At 54.6% G+C, this 21,991-nt stretch carries 15 protein-coding genes and 2 tRNA genes; 5 read left to right on the forward strand and 12 right to left on the reverse strand.

Annotated elements, in window-relative coordinates:
• Positions 1-60 precede the first annotated feature (60 nt).
• From HH1059_RS06380 to trhA, 3 genes are all read right to left on the reverse strand, one after another.
• On the reverse strand, positions 61-837 hold the full coding sequence (locus HH1059_RS06380; protein WP_096409344.1) for a response regulator: 777 nt from the start codon (positions 835-837) through the stop codon (positions 61-63).
• Positions 838-1,203: 366 nt separating this feature from the next.
• A complete protein-coding gene (locus tag HH1059_RS06385) occupies positions 1,204-1,770 on the reverse strand; it encodes a porin family protein (protein WP_096409345.1) in 567 nt (188 codons plus the stop codon).
• Positions 1,771-2,149: 379 nt separating this feature from the next.
• On the reverse strand, positions 2,150-2,827 hold the full coding sequence (gene trhA, locus HH1059_RS06390; RefSeq protein WP_096409347.1) for a PAQR family membrane homeostasis protein TrhA: 678 nt from the start codon (positions 2,825-2,827) through the stop codon (positions 2,150-2,152).
• 40 nt (positions 2,828-2,867) lie between these two features.
• Here trhA and HH1059_RS06395 point away from each other — a divergent pair, with 40 nt between their 5' ends.
• Entirely contained in the window at positions 2,868-4,976 is a 2,109-nt protein-coding gene (locus HH1059_RS06395; protein ID WP_096409348.1) for an EAL domain-containing protein, read from the forward strand.
• Here the strand turns inward: HH1059_RS06395 and HH1059_RS06400 are convergent.
• Positions 4,923-7,025 (reverse strand): YgiQ family radical SAM protein, encoded by a 2,103-nt coding sequence (locus HH1059_RS06400; protein WP_096409350.1) that lies wholly within the window; start codon positions 7,023-7,025, stop codon positions 4,923-4,925. The two genes, HH1059_RS06395 and HH1059_RS06400, sit on opposite strands and share 54 nt — an antisense overlap.
• Before the next feature lie 69 nt (positions 7,026-7,094).
• Between HH1059_RS06400 and HH1059_RS06405 the strand changes: the two genes are divergently transcribed.
• Both HH1059_RS06405 and HH1059_RS06410 read left to right on the forward strand, forming a co-directional pair.
• Positions 7,095-7,703: a class I SAM-dependent methyltransferase gene (locus tag HH1059_RS06405; protein ID WP_096410361.1), complete on the forward strand. Its 609-nt coding sequence runs from the start codon at positions 7,095-7,097 to the stop codon at positions 7,701-7,703.
• A 451-nt stretch (positions 7,704-8,154) separates the two neighbouring features.
• Positions 8,155-11,970 carry an EAL domain-containing protein gene (locus HH1059_RS06410; RefSeq protein ID WP_096409351.1) on the forward strand — a complete coding sequence of 1,272 codons (3,816 nt, stop codon included), beginning with the start codon at positions 8,155-8,157 and terminating at the stop codon, positions 11,968-11,970.
• A gap of 53 nt (positions 11,971-12,023) precedes the next feature.
• On the opposite strand, the gene HH1059_RS06415 is transcribed toward HH1059_RS06410, so the two are convergent.
• The 7 genes from HH1059_RS06415 to HH1059_RS06445 all read right to left on the reverse strand — a co-directional run bounded on the left by HH1059_RS06415 (position 12,024) and on the right by HH1059_RS06445 (position 17,715).
• Positions 12,024-12,110, reverse strand: a tRNA-Leu gene (locus HH1059_RS06415).
• A 70-nt stretch (positions 12,111-12,180) separates the two neighbouring features.
• A tRNA-Cys gene (locus tag HH1059_RS06420) sits at positions 12,181-12,254 on the reverse strand.
• Between the two features lie 48 nt (positions 12,255-12,302).
• A complete protein-coding gene (locus HH1059_RS06425; protein WP_096409353.1) occupies positions 12,303-13,529 on the reverse strand; it encodes a LytR C-terminal domain-containing protein in 1,227 nt (408 codons plus the stop codon).
• 17 nt (positions 13,530-13,546) lie between these two features.
• Positions 13,547-14,941, reverse strand: coding sequence for an oxygen-independent coproporphyrinogen III oxidase (hemN, locus tag HH1059_RS06430; protein WP_096409354.1), 1,395 nt, complete (start codon positions 14,939-14,941; stop codon positions 13,547-13,549).
• A 73-nt stretch (positions 14,942-15,014) separates the two neighbouring features.
• Entirely contained in the window at positions 15,015-16,232 is a 1,218-nt protein-coding gene (gene fabB, locus HH1059_RS06435) for a beta-ketoacyl-ACP synthase I (protein ID WP_096409356.1), read from the reverse strand.
• Positions 16,233-16,264: 32 nt separating this feature from the next.
• On the reverse strand, positions 16,265-16,798 hold the full coding sequence (gene fabA / locus HH1059_RS06440; RefSeq protein WP_096409357.1) for a bifunctional 3-hydroxydecanoyl-ACP dehydratase/trans-2-decenoyl-ACP isomerase: 534 nt from the start codon (positions 16,796-16,798) through the stop codon (positions 16,265-16,267).
• Between the two features lie 383 nt (positions 16,799-17,181).
• Complete coding sequence (locus HH1059_RS06445; protein WP_162549404.1) at positions 17,182-17,715, reverse strand: DUF4168 domain-containing protein; 534 nt, start codon at positions 17,713-17,715, stop codon at positions 17,182-17,184.
• Positions 17,716-18,023: 308 nt separating this feature from the next.
• Between HH1059_RS06445 and HH1059_RS06450 the strand changes: the two genes are divergently transcribed.
• The gene (locus HH1059_RS06450; protein ID WP_096409360.1) at positions 18,024-19,577 is read left to right on the forward strand and encodes a peptide chain release factor 3; all 1,554 of its coding nucleotides are present in this window, start codon (positions 18,024-18,026) and stop codon (positions 19,575-19,577) included.
• A 179-nt stretch (positions 19,578-19,756) separates the two neighbouring features.
• Here HH1059_RS06450 and HH1059_RS06455 read toward each other — a convergent pair whose 3' ends face one another.
• Positions 19,757-20,956, reverse strand: a complete 1,200-nt coding sequence (locus HH1059_RS06455; RefSeq protein ID WP_096409362.1) for a TraB/GumN family protein — start codon at positions 20,954-20,956, stop codon at positions 19,757-19,759.
• 126 nt (positions 20,957-21,082) lie between these two features.
• On the opposite strand from HH1059_RS06455, the gene HH1059_RS06460 reads away from it, so the two are divergent.
• On the forward strand, positions 21,083-21,937 hold the full coding sequence (locus HH1059_RS06460; protein WP_096409363.1) for a M90 family metallopeptidase: 855 nt from the start codon (positions 21,083-21,085) through the stop codon (positions 21,935-21,937).
• Positions 21,938-21,991 lie beyond the last annotated feature (54 nt).

The raw sequence follows: 21,991 nt of genomic DNA on the forward strand, positions 1-21,991 counted from the left end.
GAATGGCGCCCATGGTTCAAGTGCTCATACGCCTCTGACAACCTGCTAAACCGGTTTGGCTTACTCATCGGGGACGGTGTTCTGTTTTAAGAAACGCTCAATTAATTTATTTAGGTGATTATTGCGCCATTCATCGATCTTTTCAAAGCTGAAGGCTATCTTTACCGTGTTGCGCGATTGGCGCCGCCGTCCATCGGCCTCGATGCGTACGACATGCGAGGGCAGGACCAAGTCCTCACCTGCCTCCCCCGGTAATGGCGACTTTATGCGCAGATCTAAGCTGTCGTGGACCCACAGGCCGCGGCTATTCGAACTATCAAAACGTATCCTAGCCCCACTCGATGATAGGTCAACAAGGTGGCCGGTGCAGCTATTGGCGCCGGTATGATGAGGCTCAGCTATTACGGTTATCTTCTCTTTGGGCTGGAGTCTATGCGCCTTACGGCGCTCCGCTCTTTGAATAACCTTCTGGATAGCCTCAAACACCGTTTTGGTAGTGAAGGGCTTGACAACATAAGCATCAACCCCGGCTTCTACGGCCTCGAGCAACGATTCACGATCAGCTCTGCTGGTGATCATGACAAAGTGGATGCTGGAGAGATTAGGAGAGGAACGGATGGTGCGTAGAAGTTCGTTGCCGGTAGGGGGAGGCATCTCCCAGTCGCAAAATATCCAATCTATATCTTCGCTGTACTGTTCAATTATCTTCAGGGCTGAGGCGCCGTCGTGGGCCTCGAAGAGCTTGCGACACTTTAGATAACGGCGCAGCAGCTCGCTGGTGATTCGCCGCGCTGTAGAGGAGTCGTCTACTACTAAGACCGTATCGTTCTCGAGCACTCGGGGGGGGCTCCACTCAAGAGGAATTCATAGCGTAACGTTTGGTAGTAATCTTACCAGATTGGGGCCTCAATCGTAGTAGGCTACGGTAGGGTCGGATTAGAGCTTCTCTGGTGAGGTAGGCAGATTTGATCTGCTGCAAGCTTATCTGAGCAGTCCAACTCGCTGATGAGGACAGCGCGGCCCCGATTTGAAGTTCTTGCGGCGCTCTCCCGAGTGTCACGCAGCAGCTAATCCCCCCGTTCTAACTGATTGAACCGATGTGAAGGACGCCGTGAATCCATCCCTGGATGTTTCATGGCGCCATCCCTGGCGCCAAGACCTTCACACCGTGGCAATCAATCAGAACGGGGGTTGAGGTTCCCCTTAGTGGAACCAGGTCACGCCGGCGTTGATTGAGGAGAAGTCGTAGTTGCCATCTGCGTCATTCTGATAACGCATATACTCGATGTTCAGGGCGAGGTCATTGTCCAGGTAGATATCCAGCCCGGCGCCGAACGCTAGTTCCAGTTCGGATGATTCTCTTCCACCTGGATCAAGATCAAATTCAGCCTGGGTCAGACCACCAAGGAAATAGAGCGAGAAGCTATTCTGATAGGTCAGGGCGTGGGCGACTATGTAGGTGCCGATCAGGTGATCCAGATCAAGATCTTCGTTATTTGCCTCATCATCACTCAAGCCTGTGCCTAAGCGGGTCTCAAAGGCGATCTGATTGGTCGGGAAGAAGCCGATCCGACCGGTGGCGATCCACGGCTCCCACTCGTCGCCTGGGCCATCCGGATCAATCTCAGCCATGCCGGCCTGCAGACCCATATACCAGCTGCCGGCCATTGTTGGTGCTGAGCTTGCCGTGAAGGGCAGCGCCAGTAAGGCAATCAGCGAGCCAGCGGCTGCTGCGTTGCGCAAAAGTGATGATGGTATAGGCATAGACATGATCTTATCTCCTTGATAACTGGGGCGAGGGCAGCTAGGACTAACACTCAAAAAGTTCTTAATACCGGCAAACTCTTGAATAACCTAGTGGGAAACCTTGGTTTAATAGCCTTGATTCATACACAGCATTTCGGCAGATGTACAGATTGCTTTAGGGTAAAATGCCTATAGAGCAAACAGGTTCCCCGTTGTGGAGAGATTGGCGCTATGGAGAACCTCTAAAAACAACGCCGGCGCCACCATCCGCCCCGGTGTGGAGGTCTTGGCGCCAGGGATGGCGCCATGAAGCCTCCAGGGATGGATTCACGGCGTCCTCCACACCGGGGCGGATGGTGGCGCCAGCGTTGTTTTTAGAGGCACCCTATGGATGCGCCACTCCCTAAAGAGCTACCGGCTCAGGAGCCAAGACCACAGCGGCCATAACCGCAGCGTAGTGACAAGCCGCGGCGGCGACAACCAAACCGTGCCAAGCGACATTATGGTAGGGGAGCCGATACCAGATATAAAACAACACCCCAGTACTATAAAGAATCCCTCCGATGAGCAGTAATATCAGGCCGGCTGTCGAGAGGGCGGCTATCATCGGGTTGATTACCACGACCACCGACCAACCGAGCAGCAGTGACAGCACTACTGAGAAGATATGCCCCGGAGGACGGGGGAGGAACAGCTTAGCGCCGATGCCAATTAGCGCCACCCCCCAGACGAAGGCGAGCAGCAGCCATCCCTCGGGTGGGCCGAGTGCTGATACCGTGAAAGGGGTATAGGTTGCGGCTATCATGAAGAATATGGCCGCATGGTCTAGCCGCCGGTACCATTGAGCGCGGCGTGAGTGATTATCATCGAGGCGATGGTTACACAGCGCGGAGGCTAAAAAGAGGGCGATGAGGGCCAGGGCGTAGAGGCTTACGCTGCCAACCAGTGCCGCGTCACCGCGCGATAGGGCGAGCACAAATAAAAAGATAGCGCCGACTATTGCTGCACCTATGGCAATCCAGTGCAGCAGCCGATCAGCAAACTGTTCGCCGGGGCTGTATGAACGAGATGATATACTCATATACTATGCATGATATCTAAAAAGCTTGTAGCCTGTCCCGATGCATTTTAAAGATAAGCACCAACTCCTAGAGCTCGCAGTTAACCAGTCTAGTGAGCCGGTCGTCATAACCGACGCTCAGCTGGAAGAGCCTGGGCCACATATAATCTATGTTAACAACGCCTTCACCCGGCTTACAGGGTATACGGCTGACGAGGTTATTGGTGCAACCCCGCGTCTTCTCCAGGGCCCGGCAACTGATCGCGAGATGCTCGACCGGCTCAAGGAGGCGCTTAAAGCAGGCCAGTATTTCAAGGCCGAGACCTGGAACTACCGCAAGGATGGCACGCCTTACCGTATCCAGTGGAGTATAGCACCGGTATGCACCCATGACTCGGGCCAGTGTATCGATTATTTTGTCTCGGTTCAGCGCGATGTCACCGAACTCTATAATGCCCGCCAAGAGCTAAAGAGCGAAACCAAGCGCCTTAATGCCATACTCGAGGCAGCTGGGGACGCAATAATTACTGCCGATGACCAAGGCCTGATCAGGCAGTTCAATCCCGCTGCAGAACGCATGTTCGGGTATAGCGCCGAACAGGCGGTTGGTTCACCTTTATCTATCATAATGCCCAGAACTGATGCCGAAAGGCATCAGGACTATGTCGATAAGTATGAGCGTACCGGCTCAGCTAAGGTGATCGGTGTCGGCCGCGAGGTTGAGGCGCAACGTGCCGATGGTAGCCGCTTTCCGATTGATCTGAATGTGAACGATACCGGCCTTACCAACCCTCGCCTGTTTGTCGGCATAATGCACGACCTTACCAGCCGCAAGCAGGCCGAGCAGGAACGGTTGCATTATTACGCCAACTTCGACTCGCTCACTGGCCTGCCCAATCGCCGCTATACTCTGACCCTGATCGATGAGGCCATTGCGCGCGCCGAGAGCTCTAATTTGGGCGTCGCAGTTTTCGCTTTACAACTAGCTCAGCTCGATTTGGTCAATCTAGGCTTCGGTGAGAAGGTCGGTGATTCGTTAATCACCCAGACAACGACAAGCCTGCGTAACCGCACTGGCTCAGAGCCCTGCTTTATTGGTAGTTCTGAGCGCGGCAGATTTATTGTGGTTATGGAGGGGGTCGAAAAATCGGCACAACAGCTAAGTACCATAGCCAATGAGCTCATAGAGGGCATTGAGTTTGATCTGTCGGGCACCGATGCCCCCGAGATCGTGGTCCGCGCCCGCGCTGGCGCCGCTGCATTCCCAGCTGATGGAAGCACGGCGGCAGCCCTGCTAGGGCAGGCCGAATCGGCCTTATCGCTCTCTTTGACCAAGGATGGGCCAGCATTCCACTTGGCCTCACCACAGGCCGATGCACGCCTGCGCGAGAGGCTTGAACTCGAGGCAGCCCTTTATAAGGCATTGGAGAGAAAAGAGTTTTTTATTCTGTATCAGCCGCAGTTCGATATGGTCAGCGGTAAGGTTATAGGAAGCGAGGCCCTGCTGCGCTGGCAGCACCCGGAAAAGGGGGTTGTCTCTCCGGCTGACTTTATCCCAATGCTTGAAGAGACCGGTCTGATCGAGACAGTAGGCGAGTGGCTGCTTAATGAAACTATGGAACAGGGCCTGGCCTGGGTGGATCCGGATAGTGGTGAGCCTCTGCATCTGGCGATCAACTTATCCGCGCGGCAGTTTCACTCCGGAAGGCTGTTGCAACAAGTGCAATCGGCTTTAGTAAATAGCGGTTTTCCAGTGCATAAGCTGAAGCTGGAGATAACCGAGAGTTTGCTGCTAGATAATCTAACTGAGGTGCTTGAGACTCTTAACGAGTTCGAGCAAATGGGTATTGAGCTTGCCCTGGATGATTTCGGCACAGGGTATAGTTCGCTTAGCTACCTGCATTCATTTCCGCTGCATATCCTCAAGATCGATCAGAGTTTCGTCGACGGGATTGGCAAATCTAAACGGCTCGAGGAGCTACTGCGCGGTATCGTCGGCTTGGGTTATGCACTGGGCATGAACATCGTCGCCGAAGGGATTGAGACTGCCGAGCAGTTTGACTTTCTGCGTGATCTTGGCTGCCCGCAGGGCCAGGGCTTTGGCCTGGCAAAGCCGCTAACGGCCTCGCAGTTTAGCAGCTTTCTTACCTCTTCGGCCTTCTCCAGATGAGCCTGTGCCAGCTGGCTGGTGGTTAGGGATAAGGTGGTGTTTGCTGTTGCCGAGCACATCGGTGCGGCCCATTTTTTTCAGCGCATCGCGCAACAGTGGCCAGTTCTCCGGATCGTGGTAGCGCAGAAAGGCCTTGTGCAAGCGCCTTTTACGCAGCCCCTTGGCGGTAGCCAGGGCCTCTCCGCCGTCTTTGCCGAGCGGCTTTAGCGGGTTATAGCCGGTATGATACATCGCTGTGGCCAGAGCCATAGGCGCGGGCAAGAAGGCCTGCACCTGATTGGGACGAAAGCCGTTGCGCTTGAGCCACAGCGCCAGATTAAGCATATCCTCATCGGTGGTCCCCGGATGGGCAGCGATAAAGTAGGGGATCAGATACTGCTCCTTGCCGGCACGCTTGGAGTAATTCTCAAACAGCTCGCGGAATCTGTAGTAGACATCCATGCCGGGCTTGAGCATTTTTTCCAGCGGTCCCGGTTCGGTGTGCTCAGGGGCGATCTTCAGATAGCCGCCGACGTGGTGGGTTACTAACTCACGCACGTATGACTTGGAGTAAATAGCTAGATCGTAGCGTACCCCCGAGGCGACCAGCACTTTTTTGATCCCCGGTTGGGCGCGGGCCTGGCGGTAAAGGTTGATAAGTGGCTCATGGTCGGTGCTGAGGTTGCGGCAAGCGCGCGGGTAGAGGCATGACATGCGCCGACAGTGCGCCTCTATCTGCTTATCCTTGCAGCCAAGCCGGTACATGTTAGCGCTTGGTCCGCCGAGATCGGATATAACGCCGGTAAATCCTGCCGTCTTCTCTTTGATTGCGTCGATCTCACGCAACACCGATTCGGGTGAGCGGGACTGGATGATGCGCCCTTCGTGTTCGGTGATAGAGCAGAAGGTGCAGCCGCCGAAGCAACCGCGCATGATGTTGACTGAAAAGCGGATCATCTCCCAGGCCGGGATATGGCTGCCGTCATAGGCAGGGTGGGGCGCGCGGGCGAAAGGCAGTTCGTAGACGCTATCCAACTCATCGCTGCTCAAGGGGATCGGCGGCGGGGTGACCCAGACATCCTTATCGCCGTGATTCTGCACCAGGGTGCGCGCATTCCAAGGATTTGTCTCCTTTCTGATCACCCGGGCGGCGTGAGCGTGCTGAGCAGCATCGGTGCGAACACTCTGGTAGCTCGGTAAGGCTAGAGGACGACTCGAGGAACTCCCCCGAGGCGAGTGGCCGCTGCGGTAGTGAGGACGCCGTGGATCCATCCCTGGAGGGTTCATGGAGCCATCTTGGGCGCTAAAATCACCCCACCGGGGCGGCCGCTCGCTCTCGGGGAGTTCGTTGAGTCGTTCTACAGTTCCCGGTGAATCGCAATCTGAACCTGTCGCTGCTGCCTTGGCGGCGTATGCTATGCCCCGCAGATCCCTAATTTGCTCAGGCTTTTCACCTGCAGCTAGGCGGTGGGCGATATCCACAACGGCCCGCTCGGCATTGCCGTAGATGAGAATGTCGGCCTTGGCATCGAGCAGGATGGAACGGCGCACTTTATCCGACCAGTAGTCGTAATGGGCGAGGCGGCGCAGACTAGCCTCAATCCCGCCGATGATAATGGGCGTATTTTTGTAAGCCTCGCGCGCGCGCTGACTGTAGACGATTACAGCACGATCGGGGCGTCGCCCGCCGGCATCGTCGGGGCTATAGGCGTCGTTACTGCGCAGTTTACCGTCGGCGGTGTAACGATTGACCATGGAGTCCATGTTGCCGGCGGTTATGCCGAAGAAGAGATTCGGCTTGCCCAGGGTCTGAAAGTCATCTGGTGAGCGCCAGTCTGGTTGGGCGATTATGCCGACGCGAAAGCCTTGCGCTTCGAGCAGTCGGCCGATGATCGCCGCACCGAAGCTCGGGTGGTCTATATAGGCGTCCCCGCTGATCAGGATGATATCGCAGCTATCCCAACCGAGTTCACCCATCTCGCGTGGCGACATGGGCAGAAACGGCGCCGGGGCAAAGCAGGCGGCCCAGTATTGGCGGTATGAAAATAGGTGCGGGAGTTCTTTGTACATATTATGCTCAAGATTTATTTGCCGTTGAGTTATGTCCACAGGTCATTAGAGGAGGGCTAGGGGTTGCGAATCCGTGCTTGGCTATACGATAAGTTTCTGCTTGGTCTTACGGGCGGTTGGTACGCTGAGGTCATTGAACGTTTGCCGGATGGTGTGAAGCTGTTGGATGTAGGCATCGGCACTGCCGGAGCACTCTTGGCCAATGGCGAAAGGGTAGCGGCAAAAGATTTACACATAACCGGGATAGATATCGATAGCGATTATATCGCCTGCGCCCGCGAAAGGTTAAGGGGATCTGGGCTTGAAGATCGTATCGATCTGCGCCTTGAGTCGATCTATGACCACCAAGGCGGTCCTTATGCTGCGGTTTATTTCTCCGCCAGCTTTATGATCCTTCCAGAGCCAGAAAAGGCCCTGCGCCACTGCATGGATCTGCTCAGCGAGGGTGGCCGGATCTTTTTTACCCAGACGATTCAGAACAAGCCTTCGCGCTGGCTGGAGCGCTTCAAGCCGCTGCTAGGAAGATTGACAAGTATTGAATTCGGTCGGGTGACCTACGAGCAGGAGTTTCGTAATCAGATCCAAGCCGCCGGCCTGGAGCTTGAGACCTTCACAGCCCTGGATACTCGCGGCACCCAGTCATATTGCCTGGCGGTAGCCCGACCTAAGACCGGGTAATCCAGGTGGGCACCTCTCAAAACGCCCTCTGAACCTAGCTTCCCCCTGTGTGGAGAACGCTGCGAAGCCATCACTGGAGGCTCCATGGCGGCATCCTTGGGGGACCTCTAAAAACTTCGCCGGCGCCACCATCCGCCCCGGTGTGGAGGTCTTGGCGCCAGGGATGGCGCCATGAAGCCTCCAGGGATGGATCCACGGCGTCCTCAACACCGGGGCGGATGGTGGCGCCGGCGAAGTTTTTAGAGGCACCCCTTGGTGCCAAAACCTCAGCACCAGGGACAGCTTGGCCAGGAAGGGGGGGGTTAAAGGCGCCCATATAAGCGTGAATGATAACTATTATGGCAAAAACAGATTAACAGAAACTGCTTTAGGGTTATTGACATGCACCAACCGAAAATTGAATATAGAGGTGCAACGATAAGTATATATTGGGTGGGTGAGGAGCGGGCTTATGTCACTAAAAGACGTCCCCACGGGACTGCTGGAGTTATTTTTACATCATGTACCAACCGGCATTTTAGTCATCAACCAGCAGGGCTATGTCGTTACTATAAATCCAGCAGCACGCCGGCTTCTCGGTTTGCCCGACGCTTCCCTAGATCCTCCTGCTGACCACATTCCCGGCTCGCCCTCCGCCCCTTCCTCAACCACTCCCTCGCATCCTCATATCAATGATATCGCTTGGGTCTTGGATTCCGCCGAGTTATCTGATCAGACATGTGACTGCTCCTGGCCATGGGATAGATTGTTAAATAGTGCCGACAGCGAGGATAAGCTGCAAACCACCCTGTGCGTGATCGACTCCTGGCAGCGCAGGCGATTTTTGCGCTGCTTTGGGGTGGTTGCGCATACGGGAGACAGCAGTGCCGAGCGGCAAGTAGCCCTAGCGCTGGAAGATGTCACTGAGTATAAGGCAGCTGAACAAGAGCGTTCCGCGCTGATGGAGTTTATCGAGGTGCTGCCCGATTTTGTGGGCCTCGCCGATACTCAGGGCAATCTTTTATACCACAACCGGGCACTTAGAGAGGCTCAGGGAGAGGGAGGCGAGGTCCAATCCATCAATTCCCGGATCTCTGATGCCCATGACCCAGAGAGCCTTGAGCTACTCCTGAAGGAAGGGTTTCCGGTTGCAGAGCGGGATGGAATTTGGCGGGGCCAGACCTGGCTGCGCCATGTCGGCAAGGAGACGGAGATCCCCGTCGATCAGGTAGTGATTGCCCATCGTGACGCGCAAGGCAAGGTCAAGCGCTATTCGACGCTGATGCACAACCTATCCGTAGAGCGCGCGCGCGAATCTGAGATCGAGCGGCTGTTGTACCGTGATCCAGTTACCGGATTGCCGAATCGCATGCTTTTCCACGATCGCGTGGAGCAGGCGCGCTTGGTCCAGAACCGAGGCGATGAATTTCTTGCGGTTATCGTCTGCGATATTAGGGACTTCTCTGCCATCAATGAGAGCCTCGGTCAGGAAGGGGGTGATCAGGTACTAGCTGAGGTGGGCCGTAGGTTGCAGGCAAACTTGCCTCAGGAGGCTACTATTGGTCGCTTGGGTGGCGACTTATTCGGCATTCTGTTGCCACGTCTGGAGGAGGGCAAAGAAGCAGTCGAGTTCGCTGAGCGCATCGTCAGCAAGGTTGGAGATAGGGTGCTTTTCGCTGAGCAGGCTGTGCATCTAAACTTACGCGCCGGGATAAGTGTGACTAGCCGCAGTGGTGAATCTGCCCGGACGCTGGTCGATCAGGCCGATGCCGCCCGCCGGGCGTCTAAACGCAGCGGAGTCAAGTACCAGTTTTATAGCTCTAGTATCACCGAGCAGGCACGCGAGCATGTCTACCTGACAACGGAACTGCGGCATGCCTTAGATAACAACGATTTGCAGGTTTACTATCAGCCGCAGGTCGACTTCGTTAGTGGCAAGCTCATTGGGTTTGAGGCGCTGGTGCGCTGGCAACACCCTCAAGAAGGCTGGATAGGGCCAGGTCGATTTATCCCGGTTGCCGAAAGCAGTGGACTGATTGGCAGGGTAGGCGAACAGGTTATAGATTTGGCCGCAAGGGATTTTCTGCAGGCCCGTCGGGCCGGTTTTGCCGAGGGAAGGCTGGCGATCAATATCGCCGCGCCACAAATGAACCGGCCTAACTGGGCAATAAAGCTTCTTGAGGGATGGCAACGCAACGGTTTAGCAGCTACAGACTTGGAGCTAGAGATCACCGAGCGGCTGTTCGTTAGGAGCCGTCACTCTTTGATTGAGCAGTTGCAATACCTGCGCAGCTGCGGGGTGAAGATTGCGGTGGACGACTTCGGGACCGGCTACTCGTCGCTTAACTACCTCAAAGATCTTCCCGTGGATCGGATCAAAATTGATCAGTCGTTTATAACTGATCTGCCTGGGGATCACCGTACCGAAACGATTATCAAGGCCATCACTACCTTGGCCAAAGGGCTGGGTATGGAGGTATTAGCCGAAGGGGTAGAGACTGCGGGGCAAGCACAGGCATTAGGCTCTGCGGGCTGCTATCAGGGGCAGGGGCATCTCTTTGCCCGCCCGGCACCGGCTGCCTCGCTCTGGACAGGGCCTCAGCTTGAGTGCTGGAGGGTAGGTAACATGGCCGGGGCTGGCGCTGAAGAGTCTCGTATTCAATCAGCTTCGCCAGGTCCCGAAGAGGTTGCCGGCCAAAAAACTTGGGCCAAGTTAAGGGGTGAGAGAGAACGGCGCTACCGGCTGGCGCAAGAGGCTGCTCGATTTGGCATCTGGGAGTGGGACCTAGAGGCCGATGCCATAGATTGGGATAACGTATGCTGGTGGATGCTTGGATACAGCGCAGAGATGGTCGGCTCCATGAGCTATGACGAATGGAGGGCGATTATTCACCCTGAGGATATTGAAAATGTTGAGAGTCATATTCAGTACGCACTGACCAATGATACCCCCTATTTGATAGAGATGCGTTGCAGGTCAGCCTTCGGTGACTGGATTTGGGTGCAGGAGCGTGGGCAGGTAGTAAGCCGCGCGGATGATGGTCAGCCTTTGCTCATAGCCGGTGCCAACATTGATTTTGGCCAGTGTAAAAAGACCGAGGCTGACATTCAGCGTCAGCTGGAGCAGGCTAACGACACCCGGAGTACTTTCCTGAATGCAGTCAGCCATGAGCTGCGTACCCCTCTCAACGCCTTGATGGGGTTCGCCGACCTGCTCTCCGATTCAAGTCTCAGTGCAGAAAAGCGGGAGTTTTACGCGGCTAGGAGTCGCGATGCTGGGGAGCGTCTATTACATAAGATTTCTTCCATACTTGATCTCTCCCAGCTCAAATCGGGCGGAGTGGAGCTGCACTGCGATCGTCTTGAGCTGCGTTCACTAGTCTATGAGACGTGCTCACCGTTCCTTGAAAAAGCCCAGAACAAGAGGCTATCTCTTAGTTGGCAGGTTGCCGAGGAGGTCCCGACCTGGGTCGAAGGGGATGGTTATCGGATCAGCCAGCTCCTCAATTGCCTGCTTGAAAACGCTATCGAACATAGCGAGCGCGGCAGGATTTTGGTAGAGGTTAGTCAGCATAACCCGCAACAACTGCTGTTTGCTGTTCATGACAACGGCCCGGGGATTTCGCCCGAGGTTCAGGAAGAGCTGTTCGCCGCTTTTGATAAGGGCAGCTACGCTGATGAGGGCCAGCGTGGTCGTGGACTCGGGTTGTTGGTTGCTTACGAGTTGGCACGTCAGCTCGGTGGTGCGCTGTGGCTAAATAGTGTGTCTGAAGTTGGTTCGACCTTCTGTTTTACGGCGCAATTGCCGGCTATTGCTGCACCGGTGGAGAACGATGAAGCTTTTGCTCACGGAAATAATCTCGAGGAAGACGTGCAACTGCTGTGTGGCGAAGGCGTGCGTGTGCTTATCGCCGAGGACGATCCGGTCAGCGCCCTGCTAATACAGACACTGTTACAGAATCTTGGCTGTGATACCACTTTGACCGGTAACGGTCAGGAGGCTCTCGACACTTGGCAGCAGCATCCGTTTGATTTGCTCTTTCTCGATCTGCGCATGCCGCTACTCAGCGGTCTAGATGTTGTGCGGGCGGTGCGGAGTAAAGAAACAGACGAAAGTTTGCCATATACCCCGGCAGTTCTGTGTACCGCCCAAGCCCTTGACGAGGTGGAGCAAGAGAGTTTTCAGGCAGGTTTTGATAAGTACACGACCAAGCCAGTTAACGTGCATAAACTCAAGGAGATTATTCGGTGGCTGAGACACATTAGGGCATGGCAGGCCACGGTTTAAGACGGGTCATAAAGTGGTTGAGTGCTGGGAGCAATCGAATCTAAATTGCTGCATGGTGCCCGGGGCCGGACTCGAACCGGCACGGCATATTAGCCTGACGATTTTAAGTCGTCTGCGTCTACCAATTCCGCCACCCAGGCTATAGTTACGAGGAGAGCTGAGCGAGAAAGACCCTCAAGTCTTGCTAGTAACTGTGGAGGTTTCCCAGTTTGGAGGCTAGGGCGGGAATCGAACCCACGTACACGGCTTTGCAGGCCGCTGCATCACCACTCTGCCACCTAGCCAATAAGCGCGTATGTTACTCATTGAGTTGCTATTAGGTCAATACCTATCTATTGATCCAGCATCCCTTCAATGTCAAAGCCAATTAGAACTTTAATATCTGCTCCGTCGGGTAATTCTTCGCGCTCATCCACTAACTGATTGCCTGGCAGGGCGCGTGCTAGCTGTACCGCCTCGTCACGGTGCTCTTCCAGGTAACGAATTACTGTGCGATCTCTAGTTGGAGAATCTGGGTCATCCTGGCTATCTGTGACGGTTAAGTTGATGGCACTGATAGTATCTACTACTAAAGGCATCAGCTCACTGATGCCGGATTGATTGAGTATTATCACCGCTGCGGTTTCAGGTTCGCGTTCACCTTCTTCCAGCATACGCATTTCCAAGTTGCGAACACTCCGGGCAAGATTAGTTAGACGCTCTTCCAGAGCGGATATGCTGTCGTCATGATCTGAAGCGCTGACGCCAGTGGTTCGCTGTTGCGGGGCGGCAGCCCGGTGGCCATAGGTAAAGGTTACAAAGATTGCACTTTCAGGTTCCGCGCCATTTTGCAACAAATCTAACTGAGATATGACGTGGATATGGCTATTATTATCGAGATTAAAACTTACCCCAGGACGTACAGATAGACTATCCTGCTCACTGCGGGGGTTAGACTCTACCCCGCTTGTTCCCCTTATGCCCAGGTAAGGTTTGATGTTTGGATCTTCAATATCGAACTCGGCACCAGCCTCAAGAGTGAGTAGGCCGGCTGATCTGTACGATCCAGGGCCGGGGTCTTCGTCGGGGCGACGTTGATCAACTTCTTCCCAACTACCCCGGAGGTGTACCCTGCCGCCATCCCACCAGGTTTTATTTACTATATCTGCGCGAATGCCAAAGTTATCCGATCCACTTCCCAATCCCCTATCTTCGCTGCTCGGAGCGATAGTAGTGTAAGCTTGGACAGTGCCCTTCAGATCACTCCCATTGAAAAGCTGGTATGCAATTACTCCCGACAATGAACTGCGCATACCGCTATCTTCGGTCTCAAAGTCATAGCGATGCGGGGCCACGATGGTTAGATCAATAGGCCCATCCAGGCCAATCCTCACTCCAGCTATAGCATCACCCACGCTGCCATGCTTGCTACTGTAGTTTATGTAGCCGCCGGTAACCTGGGCATCATAAGAGCCGCTGCCTAACACATCAGTTTGGGCAGGGAAGGGGGAGGCTGCGGCTCCGCTACCAGCAGTCGCCGCAGCCAATAACGCAACGCTCAGAAGACATTTGCGTTTCACAGGGTTACAGCACCTTTCTAAAGCACTTTGCTATAGCGTTTGCCTTGCGTAGCTTCACGCTCAAGATAGGCGTCAAATGCCATGGCTACGTGACGTAGCATCAAGCGACCGCGAGGCAAGACTTGAATCCTCTCGCTATTTATATCGACTAGACCGTCGTCAACTAAAGGCTCAAGTCTTTCTATCTCCGCAGCAAAGTGGTCCTTAAAGTCTATGCCATGTTTTTTCTCGACCTCAGCAAACTGCAGTTGAGAGTGGCACATTAACTCAATTATGACTTCTCGGCGGAGGAGATCTTCTGCGCTTAACTCCAGTCCACGGAAGACTGCTAGTCTGCCGTTGGCAATACGCTCTTTATAATCCTCAGGTTCACGTAAATTCTGGCTATATGTCGGGCCAATCTTGCCTATTGAGGTAGACCCCAGAGCAATTAGATCGCAGTCCGCTCGGGTCGAGTAACCCTGGAAGTTGCGATGGAGTGTGCCTTGCTTTTGGGATTTGGCTAGCTCGTCTTCAGGTAGGGCGAAGTGGTCCATGCCGATAAAAACATAACCAGCATCAGTGAGCTTTTCTATAGTTCTCCCGAATAAGGTCAACTTCTCCTCGGGTCCGGGCAAATCATCTTCTTTGATCTGTTTTTGTATCTTGAATAAGTGAGGCAGGTGAGCGTAATTATATATTGCAAGACGCTCGGGGCGAATGTCGATTATCTCGTCAAGAGTCTGCTCGAATGACTCGGCAGTCTGTTTGGGCAGGCCGTAGATGAGGTCAACGTTTGTCGAACGGAACCCGTAGCGGCGTCCCTCTTCAATTATTGAGCGGCACAGCTCAGGACTTTGCTCGCGGTTTACCGCTTTTTGTACCGTCGAATTAAGATCTTGAACTCCAACGCTCATGCGGTTAAAGCCGAGTTCAGCAAGACGGGAGACGGACTCGAGATGGAAATCTCGGGGATCAATCTCGATTGAAAACTCACGCTTATCACTTTCCTCGAGATTGAAGTGCTCGCGTAGATTTTGAACCAGCCTAGCTATGTCCTCATCACGCAAATAGTTCGGCGTGCCCCCACCAAGATGGAGTTGCTCGACGCGTCTGTTGTCGTCGAATAGCTCGCTCTGCATAGCGATCTCGCGGAAGACGTGCTCCAGGTATTCTTCGGCGTGCCGATAATTGGCCGTGACTATTTTATTGCACGCACAGTAGAAGCAGACATTACTGCAGAAGGGGACGTGCATGTATACAGACAGGGGCTTGGGGTTAGGCACCTCATTGCTGGCCCGGGCTGCAGCGGCATAGGATTGGTCATCAAAATCTTCGTGGAACTGTGGTGCAGTCGGGTAAGAAGTGTAGCGGGGTCCGCTGACATCGTAGCGGCGCAGCAAGTCGCGGTCGAATTGGAGACGTTGTTCCATAGCGAGACCTTCAGCCTTTTTCGAAAATAGAGATAATGTTTTACATTAACTACGCATTACTCTGCTTCACCTGTCAGCCGGTATAACGGCGTAGGGCTAGTGTAGCGTTCGTTCCCCCAAAACCGAAACTATTGGACAGTACGGTATCCAGCGAAACATTTTCGCGGGTCTCGGTGACTATGGGCACATTTGCTGCTTCGGGGTCTAGATCTTCAATATTTATTGAGGGGGAGATGAAGCCATGCTCCATCATAAGCATAGCGTATATGGCTTCCTGAACGCCTGTAGCACCTAGGGAGTGCCCGGTCAGCGATTTGGTCGAGGATATCGGTGGAATATCATTGCCAAAGACATTGCGAAGCGCTTCAATTTCTGTGATGTCACCTGCCGGCGTACTGGTGCCGTGGGTATTGACGTAATCGACTTTGCCCTCAACTCCACTAAGGGCTTGCTGCATGCAGCGGGTGGCACCTTCGCCTGATGGGGCAACCATATCGTAACCATCTGATGTAGAACCGAATCCGACCACCTCCGCGATTATTGGTGCGCCGCGCTCCAGGGCGTGATCCAAGGCCTCAACTACTACCATGCCGCCCCCGCCAGCTATCACAAAGCCATCCCTGTTGGCATCATATGGGCGCGAGGCCTTCTCTGGGGTCTCGTTATATTTAGTCGTTAGGGCCCCCATGCCGTCGAACAGTTGAGTCAGGCTCCAGTGTTCCTCCTCGCCACCGCCGGCGAAGACTATATCTTGCTTGTCGAGTTGAATCTGCTCCATAGCGGCGCCTATGCAGTGGGCACTAGTAGCACACGCAGAGGTTATGGAGAGGTTAACCCCTTTAATAGCAAAAGGAGTAGCCAAGCAAGCCGACACTGTACTGCCCATGGTACGGGTTACCCCGTACGGCCCAATCTTGCGGACACCGCGCTGACGCAAGGTATCAGTGGCGTTGACGATATTAGCGGTTGAGGCGCCACCGGATCCTGCGATCAGGCCTGTGCGGGGATTGGATATGTGGTTCTGTTCAAGCCTGGCGTCGGCAATGGCTTGATCCATGGCTATGTAGCTATAGGCAGCGGCATCACCCATGAAACGCATGGTCTTGCGGGGGATGTGATCTTGAACGTCGATCTCGCAGCTACCAGCTACCAAGCTGCGCAGTCCTACTTCTTCATATTCCGGGCGGTATTTTATCCCCGAGCGCCCGGCCCGCAGTGATGCAACAACCTCCTCTCGATTGTTGCCGATGCAGGAGACTATACCTAGACCAGTTATAACTACTCGACGCACTGTGGCCCTCCTTTCGGCTCTAGCATGAGCATTCAGTCCTTGTTGGTGCGCTCCAACTCACCAGCATTTTGAAACAAGCCCACCTTTAGGTCGTAGGCCTCATAGATCGGCTTGCCATCAACATAGACAATACCATCAGCAATGCCCATGACTAACCGTCTATTGATCAACCTCTTCAACTCTATATTGTACGTAACCAGCCGGTTCTCGGGGAGTATCTGGCCCGTAAACTTGACTTCTCCACAGCCGAGCGCGCGCCCCGCGCCGTTGCCGCCGATCCAGCCTAGGAAGAAGCCAACCATTTGCCATAGGGCATCAAGACCCAAGCACCCCGGCATGACAGGGTCACCGCGAAAGTGGCAGTTGAAAAACCACAAGTCTGGGTGGACATCCAACTCCGCTACCATCTCACCCTTGCCATGCTGACCGCCATGCTCATTGATTCGTGTTATGCGGTCAAACATGAGCATATTGGGGGCCGGTAGCTGAGGGTTGCCAGGTCCAAACAAGCGTCCGTGGCCGCTTAGTAACAGTTCTTCATAGTTATAGCTATGTTGCTTTTCCATGCTGACCTTCTGTCAGTTTCTCAAATGGGATACGAGAGCGCCTATCTGTGGGTCCATATCGTACACGCTCCCAAGATGTCTGGCCACGTAAATTATCCTTATTGCCATGGTGGCACCCTTAAAAACTGCGCCTAAGCCAATTAGTTGCCCCGGTGTGGAGGACACCGTGAATCCACCCCTGGAGGTTTCATGGCGCCATGCATGGCGCCAAGATCTCCAAACCGGGGCAACTAATTGGCTTAGGCGCAGTTTTAGAGGAGCCCATGTGAGGGCACGCACGACGCTACTAGTTAACCCCGGTCATATAAGCATTTAATGAACCGGGGTTGTGCGCCAGCCAAGCCTCTATAAACATAGCTTATGAGGTTTGGGCATGGCAGTAGTCATTCATTTTCACGAATTTTAGCCGACACCTCATCGCGCAGATCGGGGTCCATATCCATGGCATTAGCTATTTCCGAATATTCCGGGACACTGAGCCCGTTATCCTCTATAGCCCTAACCATGTCGTCGTTAGCTTGCTCTTGTAGTTCACGCGCCTGCTCGCCACCGTCGGCCTGCTGGATATCGGATGTATAATCCTCTTGAATTTCAATGATCTCAAGGTATGCATCTACAAAACGCTCGATCTGCTGATCGCTGAATGTCGAGCGCTGTGGCTCGGGAGGTGCCATACCAGGATCTTGCTGCTGCATTCCCGGATCTTGCTGCTCCATCCCCGGTTGCTGCCCCATGCCGGGGTCTTCTTGTCCCATGCCGGGCTGCTGCTGCATCCCGGGGTCCTCTTGTTGCATACCAGGATCTTGCCCTGGGGGTGGCTCAGCACCCATCTGAGCTGTGGCAGTGACGGCGGTAGCACCTAGTAAGAGTGTAGTTACTGTTGCGGATATCGAATGCTTCAAGTGCCCATGTTGCATTAAGCTCTCTCCTTTTAACACCGTTCGCCGCCCGCCCCGCATCAGGTTGCTGGCATCCTATGCTCCGGATCTATCGAGTACTTGCGACAAAGGGGCAGACGGAACACGTCTATAGATCCTGTAACCTCGTACCCGGATTGACAGTGCAACAAGCGATGGGTTCCATAAGGCGGCTTTTCAAATCATCACTCCAGGGGTTACCATACCTTGCCTCAACAATCTGGGAGCCTCTAGCAGATGCCGCTGCGAACCATGTAAAGCTCCCGTTCGAGTATCCTATCTATTTCATCCACCGTTAAGGGGACACCATGCAGGAGACGTCTGCGGACGTTAGTAGCCGCCGTACATTCGCGATTATATCTCACCCTGATGCAGGGAAGACGACCCTAACCGAGAAGCTGCTCTACTATGGCGGCGCCATTCAGATGGCGGGCACAGTGAAGGGGCGCAAATCCAAGCTGCATGCCACCTCGGATTGGATGGCCATGGAACAGGAGCGGGGCATCTCGGTGACGTCATCTGTTATGCAGTTTCCTTACCGCGGATGCCTGCTCAACCTGCTCGATACCCCTGGGCACGGGGACTTTTCTGAGGATACCTACCGAACCCTAACCGCTGTTGATTCGGCGCTGATGGTAATCGACGCAGCTAAAGGTGTTGAGCAGAGGACTGTCCAGCTCATGGATGTCTGCAGGATGCGCTCAACCCCCATTACAACCTTCATAAACAAGCTCGATCGCGAGGGTAGGGATCCGGTAGAGCTGCTCGATGAGATCGAGTCGGTCCTGAAGATTCGCTGCGCTCCGGTTACCTGGCCGTTGGGCATGGGCAAGTCATTCCGCGGGGTCTATCACCTGGAGCATGATCGCGTCCGCCTCTTTGCCGATGGTGAGGTTATTGAGGGGTTGGACAATCCTAGATTGGATCAGCTGTTCCCCTATGAGGTTGAGCACTGGCGTGAGCAGATAGAGTTAGTCAGGGAGGCAAGTGAATCGTTCGATCATCAGCAATACCTCGATGGGGAGTTGACTCCGGTCTACTTCGGCTCGGCGATCAACGATTTTGGCATCCGCGAGCTGCTCGATGACTTCACCGATCATGCCCCCGGGCCACTCAGCCGGGACGCCGGGAGGAGGGTAGCAGCGGAAGAGTCCACATTCAGTGGCTTTGTCTTCAAGATACAGGCCAATATGGACCCTCAGCACCGCGACCGCATAGCCTTTATGCGGGTCTGTTCAGGTCGCTTTGAGCCCGGGATGAAGCTTCATCAAGTGCGTACAGGCAAGGATGTAAAGGTCCCGCGCGCCACTACCTTCCTGGCTAGTGATAGATCGCACGCTGATACTGCTTTGCCGGGAGATATCATCGGCATCCACAATCACGGCACGATCATAATTGGGGATACGTTTACTGAGGGTGAGAAGCTTCACTTCAAGGGGATACCCGATTTTGCTCCGGAGCTTTTTCGGCGCGTCGTGTTGCGCGATCCGATGCGCATGAAGGCATTGCAAAAGGGTCTGCAGCAGCTGTGCGAAGAAGGAGCAACACAGCTTTTCCGCCCCCTCATAGGCAGTGAATGGATAGTAGGTGCTGTTGGAGCCTTACAGTTCGACGTGGCTGCCTACCGGCTGCGTAACGAGTATGGCGTCGAGTGTAGCTTTGAGCCAGTGCAGGTCTTTACTGCACGTTGGGTCGAATGTGACGACGCCAAGATGCTGGAGCGCTTCAAATCGCGCAACGAATCGGCCCTCGCCTATGACGGAACTGATGCGCTGGCTTATCTAGCACCCACTCGTGCCAATCTCGATATCACCCAGGAACGCTGGCCGGATGTGACCTTCCACGCCACCCGGGATCGCTAACCGATGGCGCCTCACCCCCAAGAGGAGCAACGCAGCTTACTAGCTGTCCAGGAGTGGCAGTCATGGCGCCAGGGGGTGGCGCCATGAAGGCCCCCAAGGGATCGATTTACGGCGTCCTCCACTCCGTACCAAGTAAATGGCCCAGGTAAATAGCCCAGGGAAGTTTTGAGGTTCCCGCTTTAGGCACTGATTAAGCGCTCAATGATCCGTGCACCAGCTAAATAGGTACCAGCTGCTGAGCCTATCGAGGCGAATAAGAAGACTAGCAGGGTCCGTGCCACTCGGTTAGTCCACCAGCCTTGCCAGCGGGTTACGTGTTTACGTAGGCTGCGAAAGTCGCCGACCCGAGGGCGGCGCACGGTCAGTTCAATCGCTGCGGCCACAAAACCAGCCCCAATAGTGGGATTTAATGACGTTAGCGGAGCCGCCAAGAAGGCACCCGCTACGGTAATCGGGTGCCCATAGGCGATGGCGACCCCTAATGCAGAGAGCCCGCCGTTGAGCAACACCCAAGTGGCCACCAGGGTCCATCCCAATTCAGGGCTTTGAGCAAAACCTAGCGCAAACCCCGACAGCACAATAACCACCACCGCCCAGGCGAGGAATTTTGGCCACCGTGAAGGGGGAGGGCAGGTATCGAGCTCCTTGACCTCTGCAGCAGGTTTTGGGGTCGGTTGCTCCAGTGCTGATGCCACACCTTCAAGGTGGCCAGCACCTAGCACTACCAAAACCTTGCGAAATTTGCCCGCACACTGCTCAAGCACCCGCGCTGCCATATAGCGATCGCGCTCTTCGATCAGTGGCTTATAAAGGGTCTTGCTGCTTTGGGCCATCTCGCGGAAGGTTGACTCCATTATGTCGCCCTTCTTGAGCCTTTCGACATCTTCAGAGTCAATCTTCTGCGAGGTGGCAACACTGGCTACTAGGCCGCCGATAAGCCCAAAGCGCTGATACCAGGGGACGTTGCGATAGAGGCGGCGCATGGTGGTGCCCACCTCACGATCAATGAGCACCAACTCGGCACCATTATCTTCGGCCTGTTGTGCCGCCGCTTTAAGCTCCGCCCCAGGCTCTACCCCGAGTTGCTCGGCGAGGCGTTGTTGATATGCGCCTAGGGCCAAGTTGGCCATAATCAGGCCTCCACGCCCCTCACGTAAAACCTGAAAAAGATCAAGGTTCTCCAAGTAGTGAGGGTCGGTTAGGCTGCGCAGCCGACTCTCGCAAAGTTCTACCGCAACCGCGTCGTATTGGCCACTGCCTATTTCAGCAATCACCTCATCGGTGCTGGCCTGGGATATGTGAGCTGTGCCAAGAAGAACTATCTCTGTGCCATCAACCGTAATGGTTTTGCGTGGACCAGCTGTTGCGGTATCTGCCATTCTGAAAGCTCCGGTGTAAAATAAGCGTACGGATGTATCTGAGTTTGGGTGGTCCTGCTCGCCAACAATAAGCGCAATAGTATGTACCAGAGATAAGACAAAACCCAAGGGCTGGAGGTGAGCGGCATGGGCTGGATACGCAATTGGCGGCGCCGTAGGGTAGCCAACAGTAGGCGAATGCCTGCCAACTCATGGCCCCATGCTGAATCTGCTCTGCCTGGGCTACGCCGACTCGATTGGCAATTGCGTCAACAAATTGATGAATACGCAGTAGTTTTCCTTGCTGAAAAGAACTTTGAGGCAGTCGCTGGGGCTCGTCCCAGTGAAGGGCAGCTTGGCGCTATAGCAATCCAGGCAGTGTTACCGGTTCTTAGGTTGGGACTTGATTGGTACCTGCCGTGGAAGAGTGTACTGCTCTACCCTGGGGGGTTTGTGGCTGCCCATGAATATCAGGATGAATTCGGTGTTGTGCACGTTGGGCAGAGCCCCTTGATCGGAGAGGCCTGGGAAAAAGGCCCTCTTATTCTATCGCTGGAGGATGCCCTCGACCCGGAACCCGGGAGCTGCGTTGTGATCCATGAATGTGCCCACAAGCTTGATATGTTGCAAGGGCAGGTTAATGGCTTACCGCCACTGCCGTATGAGATGGCGGTAGAAAGGTGGGCAGAGAGCTTTTCCAATGCCTTCAAAGAGACCGCCCGAGCTGATGCAGGGTGGGATGACACAGGGTATAACCCGGATAATCCAGTAGATCAGCCAGGGGACCACTTAGAGACTAACCTATGGGTTACTAACTCGGGGACTAGCCAAGAGCAGCTGCCGCGGGCCTTTGACACGTTTAGCTCGACCGATCCAGGAGAATTTTTTGCTGTTGCCTCGGAGGCCTATTTTGCTGATCCAGCTCGACTACGCAGTTCATTTCCCAAGGTTTTTGATCAACTTCATCAACTTTACGGTTGGCAAATGCCGGTTGGTCGCTAGTGAATAAGCCACGCATGACGCCCAATCCTGGATGGTAACCTCTCACTTCCCGGA

The organism is Halorhodospira halochloris (genome assembly GCF_002356555.2).
GTDB classification, from domain to species: Bacteria; Pseudomonadota; Gammaproteobacteria; order Nitrococcales; family Halorhodospiraceae; genus Halorhodospira; species Halorhodospira halochloris.

What these genes read in the sequence shown, in the direction of transcription:
- trhA (WP_096409347.1), bottom strand. Translation starts at nt 2,827, where the DNA reads ATGAGTATATCATCTCGTTCATACAGCCCCGGCGAACAGTTTGCTGAT.
- HH1059_RS06385 (WP_096409345.1), bottom strand. Translation starts at nt 1,770, where the DNA reads ATGTCTATGCCTATACCATCATCACTTTTGCGCAACGCAGCAGCCGCT.
- HH1059_RS06400 (WP_096409350.1), bottom strand. Translation starts at nt 7,025, where the DNA reads ATGTACAAAGAACTCCCGCACCTATTTTCATACCGCCAATACTGGGCC.
- HH1059_RS06460 (WP_096409363.1), top strand. Translation starts at nt 21,083, where the DNA reads ATGGGCTGGATACGCAATTGGCGGCGCCGTAGGGTAGCCAACAGTAGG.
- HH1059_RS06450 (WP_096409360.1), top strand. Translation starts at nt 18,024, where the DNA reads ATGCAGGAGACGTCTGCGGACGTTAGTAGCCGCCGTACATTCGCGATT.
- fabA (WP_096409357.1), bottom strand. Translation starts at nt 16,798, where the DNA reads ATGGAAAAGCAACATAGCTATAACTATGAAGAACTGTTACTAAGCGGC.
- HH1059_RS06445 (WP_162549404.1), bottom strand. Translation starts at nt 17,715, where the DNA reads ATGCAACATGGGCACTTGAAGCATTCGATATCCGCAACAGTAACTACA.
- hemN (WP_096409354.1), bottom strand. Translation starts at nt 14,941, where the DNA reads ATGGAACAACGTCTCCAATTCGACCGCGACTTGCTGCGCCGCTACGAT.
- HH1059_RS06455 (WP_096409362.1), bottom strand. Translation starts at nt 20,956, where the DNA reads ATGGCAGATACCGCAACAGCTGGTCCACGCAAAACCATTACGGTTGAT.
- HH1059_RS06395 (WP_096409348.1), top strand. Translation starts at nt 2,868, where the DNA reads ATGCATTTTAAAGATAAGCACCAACTCCTAGAGCTCGCAGTTAACCAG.
- HH1059_RS06410 (WP_096409351.1), top strand. Translation starts at nt 8,155, where the DNA reads ATGTCACTAAAAGACGTCCCCACGGGACTGCTGGAGTTATTTTTACAT.